This window comes from Vibrio hepatarius (genome assembly GCF_043642085.1).
GTDB lineage: Bacteria > Pseudomonadota > Gammaproteobacteria > Enterobacterales > Vibrionaceae > Vibrio > Vibrio hepatarius_C.
This window is the reverse complement of the sequence record NZ_JBHZSA010000003.1, coordinates 221,944-243,815: the sequence shown is the minus strand read 5'-3', so window position 1 is coordinate 243,815 and position 21,872 is coordinate 221,944. Positions and strand designations below refer to the sequence as shown.

At 44.9% G+C, this 21,872-nt stretch carries 19 protein-coding genes; 14 read left to right on the top strand and 5 right to left on the bottom strand.

Going from position 1 to position 21,872, the window contains the following annotated elements:
* Positions 1-3 precede the first annotated feature (3 nt).
* The 3 genes from ACHUFZ_RS07265 to ACHUFZ_RS07255 all read right to left on the bottom strand — a co-directional run bounded on the left by ACHUFZ_RS07265 (position 4) and on the right by ACHUFZ_RS07255 (position 2,087).
* On the bottom strand, positions 4-273 hold the full coding sequence (locus ACHUFZ_RS07265) for a DksA/TraR family C4-type zinc finger protein (RefSeq protein WP_394126564.1): 270 nt from the start codon (positions 271-273) through the stop codon (positions 4-6).
* A 159-nt stretch (positions 274-432) separates the two neighbouring features.
* Entirely contained in the window at positions 433-1,545 is a 1,113-nt protein-coding gene (locus tag ACHUFZ_RS07260; protein ID WP_394126563.1) for a permease, read from the bottom strand.
* Between the two features lie 218 nt (positions 1,546-1,763).
* Entirely contained in the window at positions 1,764-2,087 is a 324-nt protein-coding gene (locus tag ACHUFZ_RS07255; RefSeq protein WP_394126562.1) for a hypothetical protein, read from the bottom strand.
* A gap of 153 nt (positions 2,088-2,240) precedes the next feature.
* Here ACHUFZ_RS07255 and ACHUFZ_RS07250 point away from each other — a divergent pair, with 153 nt between their 5' ends.
* The 6 genes from ACHUFZ_RS07250 (at position 2,241) to ACHUFZ_RS07225 (ending at position 5,354) form a co-directional block, all read left to right on the top strand.
* Entirely contained in the window at positions 2,241-2,561 is a 321-nt protein-coding gene (locus ACHUFZ_RS07250) for a helix-turn-helix transcriptional regulator (RefSeq protein ID WP_394126561.1), read from the top strand.
* A 102-nt stretch (positions 2,562-2,663) separates the two neighbouring features.
* Entirely contained in the window at positions 2,664-2,957 is a 294-nt protein-coding gene (locus ACHUFZ_RS07245) for an ArsR/SmtB family transcription factor (RefSeq protein WP_394126560.1), read from the top strand.
* Positions 2,944-3,516: an RNA polymerase sigma factor SigZ gene (gene sigZ, locus ACHUFZ_RS07240; protein ID WP_394126559.1), complete on the top strand. Its 573-nt coding sequence runs from the start codon at positions 2,944-2,946 to the stop codon at positions 3,514-3,516. The genes ACHUFZ_RS07245 and sigZ overlap by 14 nt, the downstream gene beginning before the upstream one ends.
* 110 nt (positions 3,517-3,626) lie before the next feature.
* On the top strand, positions 3,627-4,316 hold the full coding sequence (locus ACHUFZ_RS07235; RefSeq protein ID WP_394126558.1) for a glutathione S-transferase family protein: 690 nt from the start codon (positions 3,627-3,629) through the stop codon (positions 4,314-4,316).
* Between the two features lie 124 nt (positions 4,317-4,440).
* Entirely contained in the window at positions 4,441-4,827 is a 387-nt protein-coding gene (locus ACHUFZ_RS07230; RefSeq protein WP_394126557.1) for an MAPEG family protein, read from the top strand.
* A complete protein-coding gene (locus ACHUFZ_RS07225; protein WP_394126556.1) occupies positions 4,827-5,354 on the top strand; it encodes a DNA mismatch repair protein in 528 nt (175 codons plus the stop codon). The genes ACHUFZ_RS07230 and ACHUFZ_RS07225 overlap by 1 nt, the downstream gene beginning before the upstream one ends.
* A gap of 41 nt (positions 5,355-5,395) precedes the next feature.
* Here ACHUFZ_RS07225 and ACHUFZ_RS07220 read toward each other — a convergent pair whose 3' ends face one another.
* The gene (locus ACHUFZ_RS07220; protein WP_394126555.1) at positions 5,396-6,418 is read right to left on the bottom strand and encodes an acyltransferase; all 1,023 of its coding nucleotides are present in this window, start codon (positions 6,416-6,418) and stop codon (positions 5,396-5,398) included.
* A gap of 236 nt (positions 6,419-6,654) precedes the next feature.
* Here ACHUFZ_RS07220 and ACHUFZ_RS07215 point away from each other — a divergent pair, with 236 nt between their 5' ends.
* The 4 genes from ACHUFZ_RS07215 to ACHUFZ_RS07200 all read left to right on the top strand — a co-directional run bounded on the left by ACHUFZ_RS07215 (position 6,655) and on the right by ACHUFZ_RS07200 (position 10,636).
* Positions 6,655-7,245: a TetR/AcrR family transcriptional regulator gene (locus ACHUFZ_RS07215; protein ID WP_134835464.1), complete on the top strand. Its 591-nt coding sequence runs from the start codon at positions 6,655-6,657 to the stop codon at positions 7,243-7,245.
* A gap of 103 nt (positions 7,246-7,348) precedes the next feature.
* On the top strand, positions 7,349-8,200 hold the full coding sequence (locus ACHUFZ_RS07210) for an alpha/beta fold hydrolase (RefSeq protein ID WP_394126554.1): 852 nt from the start codon (positions 7,349-7,351) through the stop codon (positions 8,198-8,200).
* A gap of 159 nt (positions 8,201-8,359) precedes the next feature.
* Positions 8,360-9,748, top strand: coding sequence for an SLC13 family permease (locus ACHUFZ_RS07205; protein WP_394126553.1), 1,389 nt, complete (start codon positions 8,360-8,362; stop codon positions 9,746-9,748).
* 141 nt (positions 9,749-9,889) lie between these two features.
* Positions 9,890-10,636, top strand: a complete 747-nt coding sequence (locus ACHUFZ_RS07200; RefSeq protein WP_394126552.1) for a phosphatase — start codon at positions 9,890-9,892, stop codon at positions 10,634-10,636.
* 59 nt (positions 10,637-10,695) lie between these two features.
* Here ACHUFZ_RS07200 and ACHUFZ_RS07195 read toward each other — a convergent pair whose 3' ends face one another.
* Complete coding sequence (locus ACHUFZ_RS07195) at positions 10,696-11,301, bottom strand: LysE family translocator (RefSeq protein ID WP_394126551.1); 606 nt, start codon at positions 11,299-11,301, stop codon at positions 10,696-10,698.
* Between the two features lie 121 nt (positions 11,302-11,422).
* On the opposite strand from ACHUFZ_RS07195, the gene ACHUFZ_RS07190 reads away from it, so the two are divergent.
* The 4 genes from ACHUFZ_RS07190 (at position 11,423) to ACHUFZ_RS07175 (ending at position 21,770) form a co-directional block, all read left to right on the top strand.
* Positions 11,423-11,905 (top strand): Lrp/AsnC family transcriptional regulator, encoded by a 483-nt coding sequence (locus ACHUFZ_RS07190; RefSeq protein WP_394126550.1) that lies wholly within the window; start codon positions 11,423-11,425, stop codon positions 11,903-11,905.
* Positions 11,906-12,631: 726 nt separating this feature from the next.
* Positions 12,632-14,137, top strand: coding sequence for an apolipoprotein N-acyltransferase (gene lnt / locus ACHUFZ_RS07185; RefSeq protein ID WP_394126549.1), 1,506 nt, complete (start codon positions 12,632-12,634; stop codon positions 14,135-14,137).
* Between the two features lie 17 nt (positions 14,138-14,154).
* Complete coding sequence (locus tag ACHUFZ_RS07180) at positions 14,155-14,682, top strand: hypothetical protein (RefSeq protein ID WP_394126548.1); 528 nt, start codon at positions 14,155-14,157, stop codon at positions 14,680-14,682.
* Positions 14,682-21,770, top strand: coding sequence for an RHS repeat-associated core domain-containing protein (locus ACHUFZ_RS07175; protein ID WP_394126914.1), 7,089 nt, complete (start codon positions 14,682-14,684; stop codon positions 21,768-21,770). Before ACHUFZ_RS07180 ends, ACHUFZ_RS07175 begins: the two co-directional genes overlap by 1 nt.
* Positions 21,771-21,872: the final 102 nt, after the last annotated feature.

Below are 21,872 nucleotides of genomic sequence, written 5' to 3'. Positions count from 1 at the left end.
TTGTTACCGTAATTGACTATCTTTACTGGCTCTACGGTTGTAGGAACTGAATGCTTTCTCGCGTGCATCTTGCTTCTCTTGGCACTCGATACAGTACTCAACACCCGGAAGGATCTTTCTTCGTGCTGCTGGGATCAGTTCGCCGCATTCTAAGCAGTATTCGCTGTCGTTAAGTTCGTGGTGAAGGTGCGCACGAGCGCGGTTAATTGCATCAATAACAGTGGCATCGATTTGGTCTTGAACGCCACCATCTTTTGTAAATCCATTCGCCATAATGGTCTCCAAAGTGAATGAATGACTAGGAGAGCATTATCGATTATTTAGGCTGTGTTGATAATAATTAGAATCGTGAATTACTATTACTTAGATGTAATAAAAGCCCTTCAAAAAGGGCTTTTAACGTTGATGCGGTTAACCTAATATCTTGTGGGATTAACCAAAGATAAAGCTGTAAAGGAAGCCTGCACCGATTGCCATACCTAGGATGACGGTAAGGAAAGCCGCAATCATCTGGTTCTTAAAGATAGACTTGAGCAAAATTACCTCGGTTAGACTTGCCCCAGCACTACCGATGATTAATGCCATCACAGAACCAAGTGCCATACCTTTTTGTACTAATGCAGCGCTTAATGGAATCACCGCTTCAGCGCGAATGTACAATGGAATACCGATGATGGCTGCAACTGGGATCGCGTACCATTTGCCTGCACCTGCGTATTCAGCAATCAACTCTGTTGGGATAAATCCGTAAATAAATGAACCAATCGCAATACCTAGCATCAAGTATGGGAACACTTGTTTAAAGTCTTTCCATGTTGAGTGCCAAATTCTTACCCAGCGGCTTGGCTCGCTCTTTTCAACGGTGGTAGCGGTTGCCGCGCCGTCTGAACCACAGCAGCTGACTTCAACTTTCGGTTCTTCTTTGCTGCCACAGCATGAATCTGTGTTCGACGCGCTAACTTTTGCCATTGCTGGAGCGGGTTCACTACAGCTAGAAGCTGCACATGATGACTCTTTCTTTGGCGCTGGTTTAGTGTCGCCACAGCTAGTGCCACAACTTGACGCTTCTGCTGCTTGATAAGCTTCTGGTTTTACATAACGCTCAAAGCCCAGTTTTTCTAACGTGTAACCAGCGACTACAGATACTGTCATCGCGACTAAGAAGTAGAATAGCGCGACTTTCCAACCGAAGGTGATGACAAACAGGCCAATGATAACTGGGTTAAGCAATGGACTACCAAATAGGAACACCATCATCGGACCAAAGCCAGCTCTTGCACGCAGCAAACCTTTTAAGAAAGGAATGGTTGAGCATGAACAGAAAGGGGTGATCGCACCGAGTAGGGCAGCAACAACGTAACCTTTACCATTGCGTGAGCTTAGGATCGATTGGATCTTTTGCGGTGTTAGAAACTCTTGCAGAACCCCAACGATATAGCTGATCGCGAGAAATAAAATAATCAGTTCAGTGGCAAGAAAGGCAAACATATTGAGCGCCTCAGTTGCCATGGTGACTAACTCGTTGCTTGGGAAACCTGTGTTCATAATGTAACTCCAAATTCGCTAATGAATGAATCTGAGTTGTTCAAATTCATTTCTACTTTTCTCGAATTATAGAAATATAATCGTGAAGATCAATGTTTATTTCGATAATTGTCGAAATAAATTATAAGTGTTTGATTATTAGGTTAATTACTTTTAAAAATAAGAGAGGAGGTTTAGCTCGTAAAAGAAAAAGCGTGCAACAAGCAAACTTTATAAGGCTATGCGAAAGTGGTGTGCTGTTCTAACCAAGCGTCAATTAATCGAATATGGAAATCGATACAGATTACCCCGCATAAGGCGATCTCTCTTTCAGGTTCAGACATATTGATCAGAATGCTCTCGATTTCACTTAAGGCGATCATCTCTTCATGCAGCTTGAGCTCTTTGTAGGTCATCAAGCGCTGTTGAGTTTGGTACAAAGCCTTCATAGCATTAGCTGACAAGGGACGAGTCAGTTTCCCCTGCTTATCGCTGTCAATTGTGATCAACTTTTGCAAATTGCGAGTATGAACTTTGCAATCTGCGCTGAGTGAATAGCGCATTCTTATCCTTGAGTAAACGATTGGCTAGGTAAATGTCTGTATAGGTTTGATTCTATTGAGCTACCCGTTTGGGGTAAATGTAGTGCGGAAAATATGGTCCAGTTATTGCTCCAAATAGGACAAATGAGTCCAGTTGTCTCAAGGAGGGAGCTCATGGATCCTATCATTACCGTGATCATGGAACGACGAAAGCAGGCAGGGCTATCACAAGAAAAAGTCGCGAAGCTTGCTGGTATGAGTACCAAAACGTATCAGCGAATCGAAAGAGGGGAGTCAGACCTTAAGTTGTCACAATACCGCTCTATCTTACGTTCGTTAGGCATGACTCACTTAGATGTCGCAATGGATGAGCTCTCGATCAGGAAAATTGAATCGGATGACCTTGTCTCAGCCGTACGTTTGTTAGACAAAGAATCTAAGTTGTTGCTGATCCGATTTATTTTACAAGTATCAAAATCATTCCAGAAACCTTAGTGGTCAGCTATCCTCGATCTTAATCATTAATCGCGCGATCTATTTGCAAACAAGGTATATTTCGATTATTTTGGAAATATATTATTTGCTATGGAGTTTCTGATGGAACTTGAAGTTGTTGCTAAAGCGCTCAAAGAGCTAGGCCACCCTACACGTCTTTCGATTTACAAGTCAGTAGTAAAGGCGGGATATCAAGGTATCGCAGTCGGGAGTCTACAAGAATCGCTGGGTATTCCCGGTTCGACGCTCTCTCACCATATTTCTAGCTTGGCATCGGCGGGTTTATTGAGTCAGCGCCGAGAAGGTCGCACACTATTTTGTGTCGCTGAGTATCAATGCCTCGAAGGGGTAATTGGTTTCCTACAAGATGAGTGTTGTGCTGATGAGCGCTGTTAATTCCTCCCTTAATTTAGAGCAGGTCTGGGGGCAGTATCAGCAGGGACTCAAGAAATTCTTGCACTCTAAAGTCAGCAACCCTGATGATGTTGATGATTTACAACAAGAAATCCTCATTAAAACACACCAGAGCCTTCACACGATCAAAGATGCAGATAGTGTTAAGTCTTGGCTATTCCAACTGGCCAATCGCACTATTATCGATTTCTATCGCAAGCGTGCTCGCCAGCAACGCGATGGTGATATACAAGCCGAAGATTTATGGTTTGAACAGCAAGAAGACCTGATCGAGCAAGAGATGGCCAAATGTATTCAGCCATTTGTTGATGCTTTGCCCCAAGATCAAGCGACCTTACTGTCCGAGGTGGACCTGAAAGGAACTAGTCAAAAGCAACTGGCTGAGAAAGTCGGGTTGAGCTACTCGACGCTGAAGTCTCGGGTTCAAAAAGGCCGCGTTGAGCTAAGAAAACTGTTTGAAGAGTGCTGTACTTTACAATTAGATAAAAACGGTAGCGTGATTGATTGTGAAGTAAAATCAGTTGGTTGCGGTAACTGCTGAAAATAATTTCAAAAAAATTCGTCTGATCGTCGTCTTTTAAAAAATCTACCCGTCTTAAGGGTGTAAGTGATGCAAAACAGGCATCCTCCCTAAATGAGAAGAGTAGTAACATGATTAAGATTATCAGCTTTAAAATTTGTCCATTTGTTCAACGCGTAACGGCGGCGTTAGAAGCGAAGAAGATCCCATACGAGATTGAATACATCAGCCTAAGTGATAAACCTCAATGGTTCTTAGATATTTCACCAAATGGTCAAGTACCGCTGCTTGTGACTGAAACGGGCACGGCATTGTTTGAGTCTGATGCGATTATTGAATACATCGAAGATGAGTTTAGTCCACTAGAACAAGGCGTGACTAACGAGCAGCGCGCACTCGACCGTGCATGGAGCTACTTAGGTTCTAAACATTACTTGGCGCAATGTGGCACTATGCGCAGCAGTGACAAAGTAACGCTGACTGAAAAGGTTGCTAACCTTGCAAAAGCATTCGCTAAGGTAGAAAAGCAAGTGGCAGGTCCATTCTTTAAAGGCGAGCAACTTAGCAACGTTGATATGGCGTGGTTACCTTTGCTGCACCGCGCTCACATCATCAAAGCGCACACTTGTTTTGATATGCTTGATGGCTTTCCTAAAGTTCAAGCGTGGCAACAGCAGCTTATGGAAACTGGCCTAGTAGAGAAAACCGTCGCGGAAGACTTTGAAGCGGCATTTACCGGTTTCTACCTGTCAGAGCAAACCTTCCTTGGTAAAGGTGAAGACTGCAAGCCAAACAACGGCTGTGGCACAAACTGCTGTTAATTAATTGAGATTATAATCAAGCCTCGCGAATTTTCGGGGCTTTTTGCTATTTGAGACTTGGTATCGATGAAAGATTACCTACACTGATAAGGTCTTAGTTATCTGATACATACGGAGAAGAACAATGGTAACTGCGCTTTATGCGGCAATTTTGGCAGCTCTGATGATTTGGTTGTCGATTCAAGTGATCAAACAACGTAGAAAAGCACAGGTGAAATATGCCGATGGCGGTGTTGATGCATTAACCATCGCACGAAGTGCCCACAGCAATGCAGTCGATTATGTGCCGATAACCCTGATATTGATGGCGCTGCTCGAACATAATGGTGCACAGCTCTGGATGATTCACCTATCTGGTATTGCGTTTGTAGTAGGGCGAGTTTTACATGCGAAAGGGATCTTAGCTGACGGACTGAAAGGGCGAGTCTCAGGCATGAAATTAACCTTTGCAGTGATGGCGGCACTGGTTGTGCTCAACATTGTCTATTTACCCTTCGATAGGCTCTGGTGATGAAGCTCGCTGCTCCTCCGGCATGGTTACTGGTATTAACAGGACTGATACTCAATGTATTGGCACTGCTGATGTCGAGTATCGTATTGGATCGTTTAAGCGGTGATATTGCCGCATTGTCGGAGCAAAAGGACGACAATATCTATTCGATTCAATTGGCGTGGAACAGCGTAGAAACCTTAGAGCGTAAGCGTGAAATGGTGTTACTTCATCTTAGTCAAAGGGGTGGCAAGGCTATCACAGGCAAGATAGGTGAAATGTTACAAGGCCAGCTAAGTGATTGGGTCAGTGAGCCTGTACCGACAATAAGCCCAAGCACACTACCTGAGGTGATGATGCTGATAAATCAGGCCCAGCAGAGTTATCGCAACCAAATCGATGAACATTACCTAAACAATATTACCCTCAGTGAGAAGATGGTCACTCTGAACGAAAAGATAGCTTGGTATAAGAATATTGGTCTGTTTCTGCAGGTATTTGGCTTAGCGTTAATTTTGGCGCGGGACTTAGCTCGAAGACCAGAATAATGAAAAAGCGATGGTTTTTAGCCATCGCTTTTTTGTAGGAGTTACCTAAACAGCCAACGATAGAGCGGCGTTTTCTCAAGGAGTTTAATCAGTAGGAATGTGCCGATGATCGCGCCAGCGAGCACCGTCATATCCTTAGCAAATCCAGTGATTTGATAGATGCCAGTGACATTCATCATCACGATAATGATAGGCAAATGGGCGACGTACAAAGGTAAGACATACTTAGATTGACGATCTAGCCAGCCGCCTTGTCCTAGTGTTGGTTTTGCTAGCAACCACATAAAACAGCCCGTGCCCCATAGCACCGTACCAAACAAGAAGTCATTGGCATTAAAAGGTTGTTCATGTTGGTTGAGTAGCAAAGCTTCGGTGAAATGCATCGCGAAGCCAAGCAGGGCTAACGTCAATGCCTGTTTCGCCGTTGCTTGAATGTTTAGCTGGCGAATCGTAAAACCAATAGCAAACAACAGTGTGCTAAAGAACGGACCGTTACGAGTAAATATCGGTGCCCAGAATTCTGTTAAACCTTGGTAACTGCCGGCTAAAACGCCGTAGACGTAAAGCGAAAAGGCAAGCGGGATCAGCAGATCAAGTTTGTTTAGCTTGGCGAGAAGCGCGGTAATTGCGGCAGCGCACATCAAAGCAGGGATAAACCATAAATGAACCAAGCCGCCTTCAAACAAAGTGTTGAGCGGCATTTGCATCAAGTAACCCCAATAGCCTTGGCGCTCGGCAAGGTAGCCAGACTCAGCCACTGTGCCTAAATTAAACGGCATGGCTAAGCAGATGATGCTCCAGACGATGAAAACTCGGAACAGAGGAGAGACATAACGTTTGAGTGTTTCAATAGGCGCATCAACAAGCTTAGGTTGAATCAAATAGCCTGAAATGAGGAAGAACAAGGGTACAGCGAAGCGGGTAGTTTGGTTAAAAATATACCCAACCCAAGGTAGTTCGTTGAATTGCCAATAGCTGAGGAACATTTGGCAGTGCATTGCAACGATCGCCAATATTGCGACGACTCGGCCGAGCTCAATGCTCGCAATTTTCTTACTTTCCATAACGACAAATAAAATAAATAAAAGTAGGGCAGGTATAGCAGCTTTTACTTTCTACATTGCCACTAAAAATCAACTTCTTAGTCAGTAAAGAAGGCATTTTGCTCAGTTTGAGAGGCACGTCATACAGCAACAATATTTACATTTCTGCACTCGACAAATCGCTCTTCGACAAAAGCAATGATTGCAAAAAAGTACGAGTGTGCTAAAAATAGTTATGTTATCAATGAGAGAGCTGTATGAGTAAAGGCAAAGTCACCCGAGAAAACATCTTAAATAAGGCATTCGAGTTAGCCAGTGTTAATGGGTTAGAAAGCCTAACGATTGGTGAATTAGCCAAGCAGTGTGAGATGTCTAAAAGTGGTTTGTTTGCGCACTTTAACTCTAAGGATAACTTGCAAATCTCGGTATTGGAGCACGCTAACCAGATTTTTACTGAACGAGTGATAGCGCCTGCGAGGTTGAATACATCAATCTCGATTGAGCAGAAGTTAACGACATTGCTCGATAACTGGCTAGGTTGGAACCACTCTTTCCAAGGCAGCTGTATGTTCCTTGATGCTTGGAAAGAAACTGGCGCAGAAACACCGCCAACTCAAGTGGTACTGAAAAAAACCATTGAGACTTGGATTGGTTATTTGACCATTCAAGTGGCAAAAGGGGTAGAGAACGGTGAATTTCGTGCTGACCTCGATCCGAAACAGGCTATCTTCGAGTTATACGGCCTGTATTTAAGTGCTCACCTGTTTTATTCCATTCATGGTGAGCAAGCGAGTTATGAGCATTTCTGGCAAGGTGTGAAGCGTCAGATAGCCAGTTGGAAACAATAGAATTTTACTAAGCCAAGCTTGAGTTTGGCTTATTATTTAAATAAAAATAGCACGGTCGTTCGATTTTTTAGTGAGAGCAGATCGAGCCCAAAAGGAAAGAACCATGAGTGAGAAGATTTACTTTAATACTTCGCAAAAATTCAGTGTAAAGAAGAGCTTGATTAATATATCAACTCGACTGCACCACACGATTGCGCCAAAGCATGCAGAAAAGACTGCACGCAAACTGTTACTGACTCCGGCTCGGGCCAAGCCAAAGAATGCTGAGCCGACAGGTTTGGTCAAAGGAGAAGTTCAATCCAAAGAAGGCACGCTTAAAACCTATGCACTTGGTTCTGGTCCTGTTTGGGTATTGGCACACGGTTGGTCGGGCAGTGCGAGTCAGTTCTATCCATTGATGCAGCATATCGCCAGCAAAGGCTTTACAGCACTGGCTTACGATCACCCTGGGCATGGGCAAAGTGGTGGCGTCTATGGCCATATCCCAGCATTTGTTCATGGCTTAGAAGCGATTCTAGACAGCGCCGATGAAGTGGCAGGTTTGGTCGCTCACAGCATGGGGTCTGCGTCATCGATTGAGTGTCATCACCAGAAACTCGTCGGCAAGCCTTTCCTATTGATCGCACCTGTATTGGATTATCTTGAGAACTTGTTTGGTAGTGTTGCTCGTTCTGGGTATTCGATGAAGCTGTTCAATGCGGTTGTTTCCGAGATTGAAGAGCAGTATCGCTACCCAATCCAATCGGTTGATCCATACAATAAACTCAAACTTCGCACTGCAGCGACTATTATTGTTCATGATGAAGGGGATAAGTTTGCCAAGTTCTCCGTGTCTGAGCGCGCGGCGAGCGAGATGGATAAAGTGAAGCTCGTGGTGACTCAAGGACAAGGGCATGGGCGAGTAATGAAGTGCTCGGAAGTCATGCAAAGTTTCGATGAATTGATTGCAAATTAATCGAAATGACAAAGGAAACTTATCTAGATTATTCATTAGCTTAACAATTATAACCGCGTTTATGATGTGGTTAACAAATTCGCAATAAAAAATATTTCTTTAGCGTGCTTGTGTGGGATCATTTGCTATGCCACTAGGCCCTCAATAGGAAATATAATAATGAATAGAAATGATAGTGTCCCTTTACCCAACAATACCCGAGAATGGTTTTTTAACCGCAACAGTATGATTATCCTTGCTGATATCGCTCTGTTTGCGGTTATGTACTTCACCCTACCTTTTGATCCTCAAGTTGTCTTGGGGATCTGTATGCTGACCTTTGTCGCTATCTTGTGGCTTACTGAAGCTCTGCACGTCACCGTGACGGCTATCCTAGTGCCAATTATGGCGGTGCTATTTGGTGTCTTTGATACTCAAACAGCCCTCAATAACTTTGCTAACTCCATCATCTTCCTTTTCTTAGGCGGCTTTGCTCTGGCTGCTGCAATGCACAGACAGGGGCTAGATAAAGTCATCGCTGATAAAGTACTGATCATTGCCAAGGGCAAGATGAGTGTGGCGGTGTTTATGCTGTTTGGTGTGACTGCGGCGTTATCAATGTGGATCAGTAATACCGCAACCACGGCAATGATGCTGCCGTTGGTTTTGGGCGTTCTAAGTAAAGTGAACTCTGAAAGCGGCCACAAAACTTACGTGTTTGTTCTACTGGGCATTGCTTACAGTGCCAGTATCGGTGGTATTGCGACGATTGTCGGCAGCCCACCGAACGCGATTGCGGCTGCTGAAGTAGGCTTAACCTTTACTGAGTGGATGAGCTTTGGCCTGCCAACCGCGATTGTGCTACTGCCTGTTGCGCTATTAGTGCTGTTCTTTGTCTTAAAACCTAACTTAAGTGGCCAGTTTGAGCTTAACCATGAAGCGATAGATTGGGATAAAGGTAAAGTTGTCACCTTGGCGATTTTTGCTACCACAGTCTGCCTTTGGATCTTCAGTAAGCCGATTAATGCGATGCTTGGTGGTTACGCTAAGTTTGATACCGTTGTCGCGCTTGGTGCGATTGTCGCCGTGAACTTTGCGCGAGTCGTGCACTGGAAAGATATTGAGAAGACCGCAGACTGGGGCGTATTACTCCTATTCGGTGGTGGTATCTGTTTAAGTAACGTACTTAAAGCGACTGGAACTAGTGTATTTCTTGCCAACGCGTTGAGTGAAATGATTGCCCACCTTGGCATCTTCTTCATTATCGCAGTAATTGCTATCTTCGTGGTGTTCTTAACTGAGTTTGCCAGTAACACCGCCAGTGCCGCGCTACTTATCCCGGTATTTGCCAGTGTCGCTGAAGCCTTTGGTATGTCGCCAGTGATCTTATCGGTACTGATTGCTGTGGCGGCGTCTTGTGCCTTCATGCTACCAGTGGCCACACCACCAAATGCGATTGTGTTTGGCTCGGGCCACATCAAACAAAGTGAGATGATGCGTGTCGGTATCATCTTGAACCTAGCCTGTATCGGTGCTCTAACGTTTATTGCCCTGACGTTCTGGGCATAATAGCTTAAATACTACGAGTGGAAGCCCTTCTCATTGAGCAGGGCTTTTGTTTATCGTAAACAATAATATTGCTGCAGATCTAACCCTATAGATGGATTAAAATAGAGAGCTCGAAACTAACTTACTTAATTTGGAGGCACGATGGAAATCGTTGTCGATAGTCATACCCATACGATTGCCAGCGGGCATGCTTACAGCACCATAATTGAAAATGCACAAGCCTCCAAAGCGAAGGGGCTAAAGCTGCTTTGTACAACGGACCATGCCCCGGAAATGCCCGGCGCTCCCCACTACTGGTTTTTCAACAACCAAAGAGTCTTGCCGCGCTTTCTTCATGATGTCGGCATTTTGCGCGGCTGCGAAGCGAATACGAAGAACATTGACGGAGAGCTCGATCTTCCTCCTTCATCTTACCAGCACCTAGATTGGGTGATTGCGAGTTTTCATGAGCCTGTTTTTCCTCCCTCTACGGAAGCTGAGCACACGCAAGCGTTAATCAATGTGATTAAGAGTGGCAAGGTGGATGTGTTAGGTCACTTAGGTAACCCTAACTATCCATTCGATATTAAAGCCGTGATGGAGTGGGCAAGGGAATACAACGTCGCAATTGAAGTAAACAATACTTCTCTGACGGGGAAAAGCCGTAAAGGAAGCGATATTCATTGCTCGAAAATTGTGGAAATAGGTAAAGAGGTCGGGGTCTTTTTTACCACAGGCTCTGATGCCCACTTTTGTGAAGAGATTGCTCGCCTAGATTTAGCAAAAGCGCTATTAGAAAAGCACGGTGTTGAAGAAGAAAAAATCATTTCGACATCCACATCTAGGTTTTTGAATTTCTTGCTGCTACGCGGTAAAGAACGCATCGAAGAATTTGAAGAACTCTATTAATTGATTTCCTCATTAATGACCAAAGCCCTAGTGTGCAACGCAACTAGGGCTTTTATATTTTAAATCACGCTCGGTTGAGACAAGACAAATAAAGCCACTAGAGCGAGGCTGCCGCCAAAGCAACGATTGACGATAGCGAGTTTTTTCGGCGATTGGATAAGTTGGTTGAGCATAGTGCCGAAGTAGGCCCAAATCGCCATACCAATGACCCCAGTAATGACCATACCGCAGATTATGATGACTGCTTGCGGCAAATAGCTTTCATTAGGCGAGATAAATTGAGCGAAAACCGTCAGCGACGCGACCCAACTTTTAGGGTTTAGAATCTGAACCAGTACCCCTGAGGCAAAACCAGACTTCTTGACTGTGGTGTTGGTATCCAACGTAGAATTAGCGATACCCCATGCCATGTAGAGCAGGTAGGCTGCCCCTAACCATTTCATCACCGTGTAAAGCTCAGGATAAAGGCTAAACAGCCCCACTAAGCCCACACTTGCCCCGACTAACAACATGATCACACCAACTGTGCAACCAAGCATAAATGGGATGGTGGCATTGAACCCGTAGCGGCTAGAAAGCCCAAGTAGGGCAATGTTTCCTGCACCAGGAACAATCGATATCGAAACGGCGAATAGCATAAAAGCCGTCATGATTTGAGCACTCATTAACTCTTCCTCAGATAGTTATTATTTTGATGTGGGATCAGTCTATCGAATCGACTAGGAATAAAATTGCTAAATGAGTTAAAGTTAAAACAACTTTGAGCAGACTATTTCTAATAACAGTATGAAACAGAAAGAATCCACCAATAATGTTCTAGATGACACTGATTTAACCATTTTGCGACACATCCAAGAAGATGGCAGGATCAGCAATAGTAAGCTGGCCGAAAAGGTTAACTTGAGCGAAACCCCTTGCTGGCGCCGTTGGAAGAAAATGGAAGAAGAGGGCTACATTGAGGGCTACCAAGCCAAGCTCAATCGCAAGAAGATGGGTTATCAGGTGTCCGGTTTTACCTTAGTGACTTTAGGCAGCCATGAGGTGGAAAACACCGAGCCGTTTGAAGATTTTGTTGCTGAAGCTGGCTGGATCCAAATGTGCCACTGCATTGCTGGTGGCGCAGATTACATCGTTCAAGTCGTCGCTAAAGATCTGGATGAATACTTCGATCGCATCAGTTCAATGCGCCGAGTTAAAGGGGTTAGCTCGATTCAATCGAATGTCTCGGTTAAAGAGATCAAAAGTACCTTTCAGTTGCCGCTGGAGTAATACGGTTTCGTTGTGATTTTAATCTGATGACAATCTGCCAGTTTTGTTTCCGTGGTGGGATTGGAACTGACAGATTGTTCTAAATTGGTTTTGCCCCATTATTGGTTTCGGACAAAATGTTATTGTTCGTGAATTACCATAATTTGCCCAAATGTAGCTCATGTGACGACAATAGGGGTGATGCAGTAAAAGTGATTTTTTATGTTACTAAGGCCGCTTCGGGTAGAAGTCACTTAATGCTAATAATCTCTAAACGTTTATTGCCAAAGCTTAGTTGTCTTCGGACAGGTTTATATTTTCAACCTTCAGTAACGTTTTTTGAAACTTTCGCCTAATGGGAACTTAGTCAACTAGAGTCAGATCTACTCAGCCTCACATTTCTTTCTTGCATACGCTGAAAAATGCCCAAAGCAATCCTGATAGAATAATCAAGAAAGTTTTTGCTTTGAAATTGCGCAACTTTTCAAGAATATCACCTTAGATCTTTTACTCTATCGCAAATCCATGCGTTTCATTGAAATTTCTGATACTAACGAGTTGTATGCATTGTTAGACGGGGGGGCAATGAAATTAGGCTATTCTAATTTAGTAGTGAGTTGAATTCTTAGAAATGAGACGCTAATTCCGTTTCTTGGTTTTGATTAAAAAATGCACTCTAAATCATCTGTTGCATATGTTAATAATGCCACCCAATTGTTGTGGTTATATTATTAAAAAGAATGATGTATGTGGTGGTTAGGGATAGTCGCAGGCGTTGCTCATGCAATGTCTTATCGCTTTGAATTAATAAGTTTAGGAATAGCACTGATTAGTTTTGCTGTTCTTTTCTTTGTGCATGTTCAGCTCAAAACAAAAGGCGCTCGATTCGCCTTATGGATGTTATTTGGACTTGGGTATTATGTTACCTCGTTGTTTTGGGTAAATGGTTACCTCGCTGATGAGTACGGTGACGCCAGTTGGATACGCTGGGGTCTTTGGCCCTTACTTATCTTTATATTATCACTGAGTTTTTTGATTGTTCCTCTCTTGATCCTAACGCTTTCGCGCAGCAGTACATTAGTGGCACTTCCTTTCGTTTTGGTATCTATCGATATCGTACGCGAACTCACCAGTTTTTCTTTTTCATGGTTACACCCCGGTTTCCTATTCCTAGATGCCGGTTTGTCGGGTTGGCTCAGTGTTATCGGAGCCTTTGGAGGTAGCTTCTTCGTTTATGTCGTTGCAAGTCTGCTTGTTTATCTTCTTATTAATCGAACGCCACCGCTCCGTTCTTTAAGTTTATTAGCAGTAAGTATTTTAACTATCGTTGCTTTCGACAAAGGGATTGAAGCGGTCAATAACTTCTACCTCACATCTGAGCAGGCGAAGGTTCGACTCATTCATGGAAATTTCAGCGGTACACACAAGCTGTCAAAAAATGAGGTCATTGAACGCGTTCAGAGATATGCATCACTTTCGTTGCAAGCACCAAGGGCCGACATTGTCGTATGGCCTGAATCTTCGATGTCCATGCCGTATCGAGAAATTGCCCCTTTTGTTCAGGATAGTCTACAAAAGCTTGACGATAAACACGTGGCAGCGGTTTGGGGTGGGCAAGCGAGAAATGGCCAACATTTGCAAAACGTGATTTACCGAAACGATGAGCTTGCCCCTATTTACTATAAGCAGCGTTTGGTGCCTTTTGGTGAGTATCGCCCCGCTTGGTTTATTGATTGGATGGAGCGCGTGACGTTGTCAAGAGGTGGCGATATTCAAGTCGTCCCCAATACAAGCAACGTCCATAATATTGGGCCACTCAAAGCGGTGTTAGCCGTATGCTACGAGGCGCTCTATTCCGATGTGTTCGCCTCTAAATTACAGTCCGGTAATGTCGCGATTTTACTGAGTGATGTGGAATGGACACAAACCCCTTGGGTAAAGCAGTTTCTACTCAAATTGACGCAGGTTAGAGCGGCTGAAGTTGGAAAGTCGATTATTTATCCGACCAATCAGGGCTTTACTTCGCTTATCGCACCTAATGGCGATGTGCTTTCTCAAGTTACGAATCAAAGAACGCAGGTGTTGGATGTCGTTGTACCACTTCAGGCGCGCCAAACCCTTTACACGCAGTACGGACACCAATGGCTATTGTGGCTATCAGTCGGTGTATTGCTGTCACTGCATGCACTCAATCAGATTGGGAAAACAAACGTTCGCTCTACCAATAATAAGCGCCTTTTTAGCGCGAAATAACGAAATAAGGAGTCGTCATGGTTAAACGTTGGTTCACGATAGGGGCAGGTTTTGCTCTTGTTGTCGGCATTGGTATCGTTGCCCTCAACTACGATAAATCGGTACATACTCAGAGAATAGGCACGCCTGTCGCAAGCTCTTCTTCTCCAGATATGGGGAGTCCCTCAGACTCATCGAGCATAGCACTCACTGAGCCGAGCCATGACCTTGAGTCTCAAAGCGAGCGCATTGAAGCTCAGATGCTGGCAGAGCTGGACACGTTTAACCAAGATATTGCTGATGCTAAACGTCTGTTAGATGAAGAGACGGTGATAGCTCAATCTGAAGAAGAGTCCCCTGAATTGGTATTGGCAAAAGCGAGCATGATTTTGTCAGAGCTTGAGCAAGAAGGCATTGTATTCACCTACGACCCCGTACTACTGACTCCTGATACGCCGTCGACTCAAGTTCAAGCAATTGAAAAGCAAGTGGTTGAGGTTGAAGACGATCTTATCGATATTGAACAACGATTTAACAATTTGGGTAACAACAAGGAGTCGTTGTGATGAGAATGAAATCGAAATTATGTGTCGTTGCGCTCTCTTGTTTCTCCTTCCCTTCTCTTTCCTCTTCTGTGGGGGAACTCAGTGGTAGCGCATTTGTTTCTCAAGGAAAGTCAGGTTATCAAGTTGACTTGCAGTTACCGAGTGGTGTCAACGAGCTTGTCCCTTCTTTGCCTGTTAGCTATCAACAGGGCTCAGGCAACGGGCCACTAGGCTTGGGTGTGAGTTTGGATGGTTTATCTAGTATCACTCGCTGTAGCCGAAACGAGCAAGATGATGGTATCAACAGTGGCCTTCGCTTTGATGATACCGATGTTTACTGCTTAGATGGCAAAAGACTTTTTCTAGTCTCGGGGCAGTTAGGTCAAAATGGCAGTGAATACCGCACTAAGGGAGGCTGGCAAACTAAAGTCGTTGCAAACGGTAGCCTGTCTTCAGGTCCTGATAGTTGGACGATTTATTCCGCGGATGGTTATGTGACCCGATATGGCTCAAGAGAGGACGCACAACTTACGGTTGATGGTCATGGGCTAGAATGGTTTATTTCTCGGCAATCTGACCGATTTGAAAATGGTATCGACTATCGGTACCGCACTCACCAAGGCCAACATTATCTTGATGAAATCCAATACGCAGACGTAAGCCTTAACTTTAATTACGTCAATCGCCCTGATGTTCTTTCTTCCTATCGGTTTGGTCAGAAACAAACATTGGCACAAAAGCTCGATAATATTCAAATTAACCGCAGTGGTAATGTGCTTCGCCGCGTTGAATTCACTTACGGAGAGGTGAATTCGAAAGGCATTGAACTTACTCGTTTGAATAGCCTGCGAGTGTGTGGCTCGGGTGGGGACTGTATGCCTGCTCATACCTTTGAGTGGGAAAGTAACCCTTATGCCGGTAGTGAGCCAGAGCAAAAAACGCTCTACCGCCTCGGTGAGTTTAAAGGCTTTGTGGCTGGCGACATCAATCGAGATGGTTTGAGTGATGTTTGTTATTTAAAAGACGGCCTCTACTGTGGATTGAATGAAGGTAATGGCCGTTATGGCAGTGCGGTGAAATGGAGCAATGATTTCCAAGGTAGCGCGTGGGAAGAAGCAGAGAACTATGCCTCCATCAGTCTAATGGATATCAATGATGATAGTTTTCAGGATGTCTGCGCATTCAATGAAACGGGCTTTTTCTGCTCACTTAACCGTAATGGACGCTCGTTTGATTCTGGGCATTACTGGAGCCGAAATTATACGATTGATAAAGCAGTGCGCTTACTGGATGCCAACAATGATGGATTGGTGGATGTTTGCCGCGTTGAATCTAACCGTGTGGTGTGTGCGAACAATACCGGAAGTAGCCTGTCATCAGACTATGTACTGATTAATCATGGCTACTCACTAGAAAAAACGTACAAGCCCATTCCTTTCGCCAATACCAATATTGAGTTTGATTCGGTTAAGATGCCACAAAATCAGTTTGTTGACATTAACAAGGATGGTTTTGCTGACCTTTGTGGGGTAAGGCTTGATGGGCACTTTTACTGCTCATTAGGAAAGGAGTCGGAAGGGAACTTGTCATTTGAAGCGCCAGAGCGCTGGGCAAGCAATTTACCCATTGGACTCAAAAATACGTCGACTCACTCCCCGACAAATGATACCCATGAACGAGATGTAAAAACGGTTGAGCAGCTTCAACGTACCATGAACTTGGTGGATATCAGTGGTGATGGTTTACCAGAGTTGTGTTATCGAAGCGGGAATAACTATGTCTGTCATCAAAATACAGGCAAAGGTTTTGAGACTGCCACAACACGTTTAGCCCTTGGACGCGACCACTTTGAAATCTCTAATGATAGAGAAAATAATGTTGCCCAAATTGAAGGCTCTATCATGTTATCTGACAGAAACAGCGATGGATTAGCCGATTTATGTTACATCGCTGGAGAGCGTGTTTATTGTGCTTACGGAAATGGTAGTAGTTTCAACGAGCCTGAACTTCTCGCCACCATCAATGCCGATTTAGAGAAGCTTGAAGACCAAATGACCTTTTCGGGTAACCGCATTAAAAAATTGTTTGGTATCAAGACTACTATTTATTCGCTTGGCGTGAATAACGTCTATGGTCCTTTCAAGAAAGGTGTGGATGCAAATGGCGATGGACTACTTGGCGACTGTCACCGCTCTATTGATGGCTTAACGTGTTTGTCTTATGAGTTTGAGCCGTTAGCACTACTTAAATCTGTGACATCTGGTTTAGGGATTAAAAGTGAGTTCGAGTATGGCATGACGGGTGACGCTTCGGTGTTCGAAAAAGCAGCCCCGCCGCAAGGGCTCATCAGTTTAACGCCAAACTTCAAGGTCGTGAAAACGCTTAAGCAAGGCAATGGTATTGGAGGCATCAATCGAACCGAATACCTTTACAAAGGTTACCACGCACATAAGGATAAAGGGCTACTTGGGTTTGGTGAAATTCAGACTCATGATGTTGAGCGCAAAACAACATCGATTAGCACGACAGCCTACCACGATGACTGGGTGCCTTATATCGCCAAAACTGAGACGCGTAGTAACCATCGCAAAGTAGCAGAGAGAAATTTTGTCTATCAAGATGTCAATGCCCCTGTGTCTGGTCAGTTGTGGCCTCAATTGCTGGAAACCAACCAGAAGGCGTGGGATTTATCCTCGAACCTGTTAACCGATACGACGACGCAATATCGTGGCTATGATGCACTTAACTTCCCAGATACGATTACCAAAGTCATTGAAGATGGTAACGGAGGGCAATTCATTGAAACCACGACAACACGCTACCAACACGACACTCAACGTTGGCTGATTGGTAAACCAACGGATGTCAGTGTCACTAAATCGAACAGTCATGACTCCCAAGTAAGGCGCACCTCTTTCACTTATGATGCCGATACTGGCGCATTAGTTGAACAAACTTTAGAGCCCGGGCACGCTTTGTCATTAACCACTCACTTTGGTTACAGTCCGAAAGGGTTTCGAACCTCAGAGCAAACAACGGGCAGCGGTGAAACCAGACAATCTAGCACGGCTTATGATGTGTATGGGCGAGTTACTCAGCACACGAATGCCCTCGGCCACGGCGTGACCACCACCTATGATAATCAATGTGGTTTACCACAAAGTGTCACGGATGCGAATGGATTGGTGACACGTTTTGAGTACGACGATTACTGTCGCGAAATCAAGAAAACCCTCCCAGACGGTAACTGGATTGCGCAAGTATATGAGTGGAGTGATGGTGCTGACGCAGGACTTGACCAGCATGGACTCACCCTCGGTGACCGCAGTGTCTTTATGGTCACAACACAAACTTCGCAAGGAGGTTTGTCGACAACGTATTTTGATGGGCTTGGCCGTGAAGTTCGTACTACGCAACTTAATGGCGAGGGTAAAACGGTCATTGTCGATATCGCTTATGATGCCAAGGGGCAAAAAGTGGGCGAGACCGTGCCTTATTTTGAGGGCTACTTCGCTGGGGATGCGACCTTCTGGTTGCAAACCGCCTATGATGATTTAGGTCGCCCAATTAGGCGAACCCAGCCAACGGAAGACGTCGGTGACTTAGTTTCTACAACGTCTTACCAAGGTCTAACGGCGACGATAAGCGGTCCCGGTCAGTTTGAAAAGATAGAACAAACCAATGGCGTAGGTCAGACAGTTCAAATTACTGAAAATGGGCAATCGACGGTTCGCTATACCTACGACGCTGTAGGTAACTTAACAAAAACCGATACCAATGGTTTAGTGACGGAGCTGACTTATAACCAGCTAGGCTATAAAACTCAAATGAACGACCCTGCGATGGGTGTGTGGACCTACGGACACAATGCTTGGGGAGAGCTTGTTTGGCAACAAGATGCTAAAGGGCAACGTACCACCTTTACTTATGACGCTCTTGGCCGAAAAATAGGTGAGACAAGACCTGATGGAACAAACCAGTGGCAATATGACCAAGTCTTGAAAGGTGGCCTTGATGTGGCAACCAGTGATAGCAGTAACCGCAGTTACACATACGATGCACTCGGTCGAACAGAGTCAATGACATTAACGATTGATGGTTCTAGTTATACCACTCAGTATCAATACAATGAGCAAGGTCGCCTTAGCCGAGTGACATTTCCATCGGGCATGAATTTGGATAAAGACTATGATGTCAATGGTCTGCTCAAACGAATGAGTATTCCCTACTCAGACATTTGGGATAGCCAATATTTGCAAATTGAAACCGCGCTGATGGAAACCTCAGAGCGTATCATGGAGCTTGAGGCCCAAGCGTATGAGTTAGAGCAAAGCGCTCAATTTTACATCGAAGAATCTGAACGTCTTCGCCAAGCCGCAGAGCAGTTGTTTGATCAAAGCGCAAGCTATCAAAATACAGCGAATCAGCTGAGTGCGAGTGCGAGCTCATTGTTCAGAAGTGCCAACATTAATGCCAGTCGAGCGGCGAGTTACCGCAATACTGCCCAATATTACTGGCGCGTGTTTGGCAATCGAGTCTTCAGCCATTACAAAACGCAGAATGGCTATGCTTATTACAAGTATGACCGCTGTCTGAAAAAAGATTGGAAGGGCAACTGTAAGAGGAAGGAATACTTTACGGCCAGAGTACCGGTATGGATGGTTAACACCAAGTTTTGTTGGCCTTCCGGTGGTAAGTTTAAAGCAGGCTGCTTTGTTGGACCATCGTCAACGATTAATTTGACTCAAGTCTACAACCAATGGGCCAATCACTATCAGGCCATTGCAAATCGCCAACGTGCGCAAGCAAACCAGAAACAAGGCCAAGCGAATCATTACCAAGCGTTATCTGATAACGCAGAAACTAGGGCGAATGAGCTGATAGCGCAAGCCCAGAATTATGCGTCTCTTGCAAGAACTCAAACGGACCTCTTGTCAGATATTACGGATGAATTGGATGATTTGGTTGTAGCAGAAGCCGAGCTTCAGGAAATCATGGATCAGCGTCTTGATGATGACACTGCTGAAATTGTTTGGGTAGCGACGAGTCGTGATAACTTCGGCCGAATTGGTGGTGAGCTGTTTGGTAATGGATTGTTGACAAGGCGTGATATAGACCGCTCTCGTGGCACTGTTCAGCGTATTACAACAGGCATGGGGGATACCTATCTGCGTGATATCAATTATACCTATGACGAGCGCAGCAATGTCTTAAGTAAGGTCAGTGCGATACGCAATCAATCTGAATACTACCAGTATGATGACTTTGACCGTCTAACGCAGTGGAACTACAGCGATAACAAGAGTGTCTCTTCTATTGAGCGCGACTATCGCTATGATGTCTATGGCAATTTGACGTATAAAACCGATCAAGGTGATTTTGAGGTTAATCCAAATGGTCAGTTAATGAACGGATATACCTATGATGCCAACGGCAACATGCTGACAGGTCGTGGCCGTACACTTGCGTGGAACTCGTTTAACAAAGCTAGATATATCAACGACAATGGCAACATCGTGCAATATGAGTATGGCAGTGAACGTGAACGTGTGAAACAAACCTCTGATGGCGTGACGACTTACTACATTAGTCCTGAGTATCAGCTTGAATTATCAACGGATAACAGCGGTAAAGCCGTGACAACCATGCGTCACCGCTTCCTCGCTGATAACCAAGCTGTTGCTGAGCATGTCAAAACGTTAATTGGTAGTGAAAAACAAATTGACCGCACAGCTTATTTCCATCGCGATGCGTTAGGCTCGGCTGATTTGGTGACAGACCCGAATGGGCAAGTGCAGATAGAGCGTGGCTATACGCCATTTGGTGAGCTACTGGCCTCTGCTGAGTTACAAGCGACTCCAATGTTTACCAACGCAGAAATGCGCGGCTTTACGGGACATGAAAATGTCGGTAATAGCAGTGGCCTTATTAACATGAACGCACGCTTGTATGACCCTGTGATTGGTCGTTTTTTGAGTGCCGATACGTTTGTACCAGAGCCAAGCTTTAGCCAGAGTTACAACCGTTATGCTTATGTATATAACAACCCGTTGAAGTATACGGACCCAACAGGGCACTGGGTGTGGTGGGCTGCTGCGATGGCGTTCTTCGTCGTTAGCCAAACCTTCGAAAACCCTGCAATCCAAATGGCCGGAATGGTGGTTGGTGCCATTGCGATGGGCTATGCCGCTTCAGGGCTATATGCTGGCTTACAACCCATGGCACAAGCTGCCGCAAGTGGAGCGACTGCATCATTCTCAACAACGTATATCACTACGGGGGATTTTGGAGACTCGCTTCAAGCGGGAGTGATAGGCGGTATGTCTGCGGGGATTACTTACGGAGTCGCGCATGGAGCGACAGGTGGAACTAGCCCGTTTGGAGCCGCTTTGCCCCTTGCTCATGGTGTGGTTCAAGGAGGTTTCCATGAGCTACAAGGTGGCAGCTTCAAGCAAGGCTTTATCAGCGGTGTCATTGGTAAGCTTGGTGGGGGAATTGTTCATGCCAATGTTCAAACGCAGACTCTTCAAGCTGGAGGTATGATTATCGTGTCAGGTATTGCAGCCGCCGCAAGTGGTGCCAATAGCCGAGATGCGGTGATGCGTTCTGCTGTTAGTGTGATTACTATCTACTTGTACAATGACTCTATGAGTTTTAAAGATAAGATGACCAAAGGTTGGTCAATATTTAAAAAGGTTGAGTTCCAGTCAGGAGTGACGAATCATATGCAAGATCATGCCGTTGGTGCGGTCGCGGGTGCAAGTTTGCAGCCAGCTACAAGTGGCTTCCTTGGTGTTTTAGGTGCTAGCCATGCAGAAGGGTTAGCTGGTGATGCTTCATTAGGTAAATGTCATGTATCAACAACGTGTATCCAATTTGGGTTAGGGGCGCATGCGTCGGCTGGAATGTCTGGCTCGCTAACTTTGGCAGAGAAGCTAGCAGAAGGACATTCTGAAACTTGGGGGGTATTCTTGAATTCCCCTCTTCAGAGTTACTCTTTTGACGTAAACCAAAATGGCTCGAGTGTGGGACGAGGAATATGGGGTCCAGGGGCTGGATTAGCGGCAGGGGTGCAATTCTGTCAGGTGGAGGTTAAAGAATGTCTTTAAGGTTAATATGTTACGCTATTTCGTTGGTTAGTTTCTTAGTTGGATTTATTGCTTTTAAAGCTGGAGGAGATGTCGGTCTTGGGTGGTTTTTTTGGCTCGCCT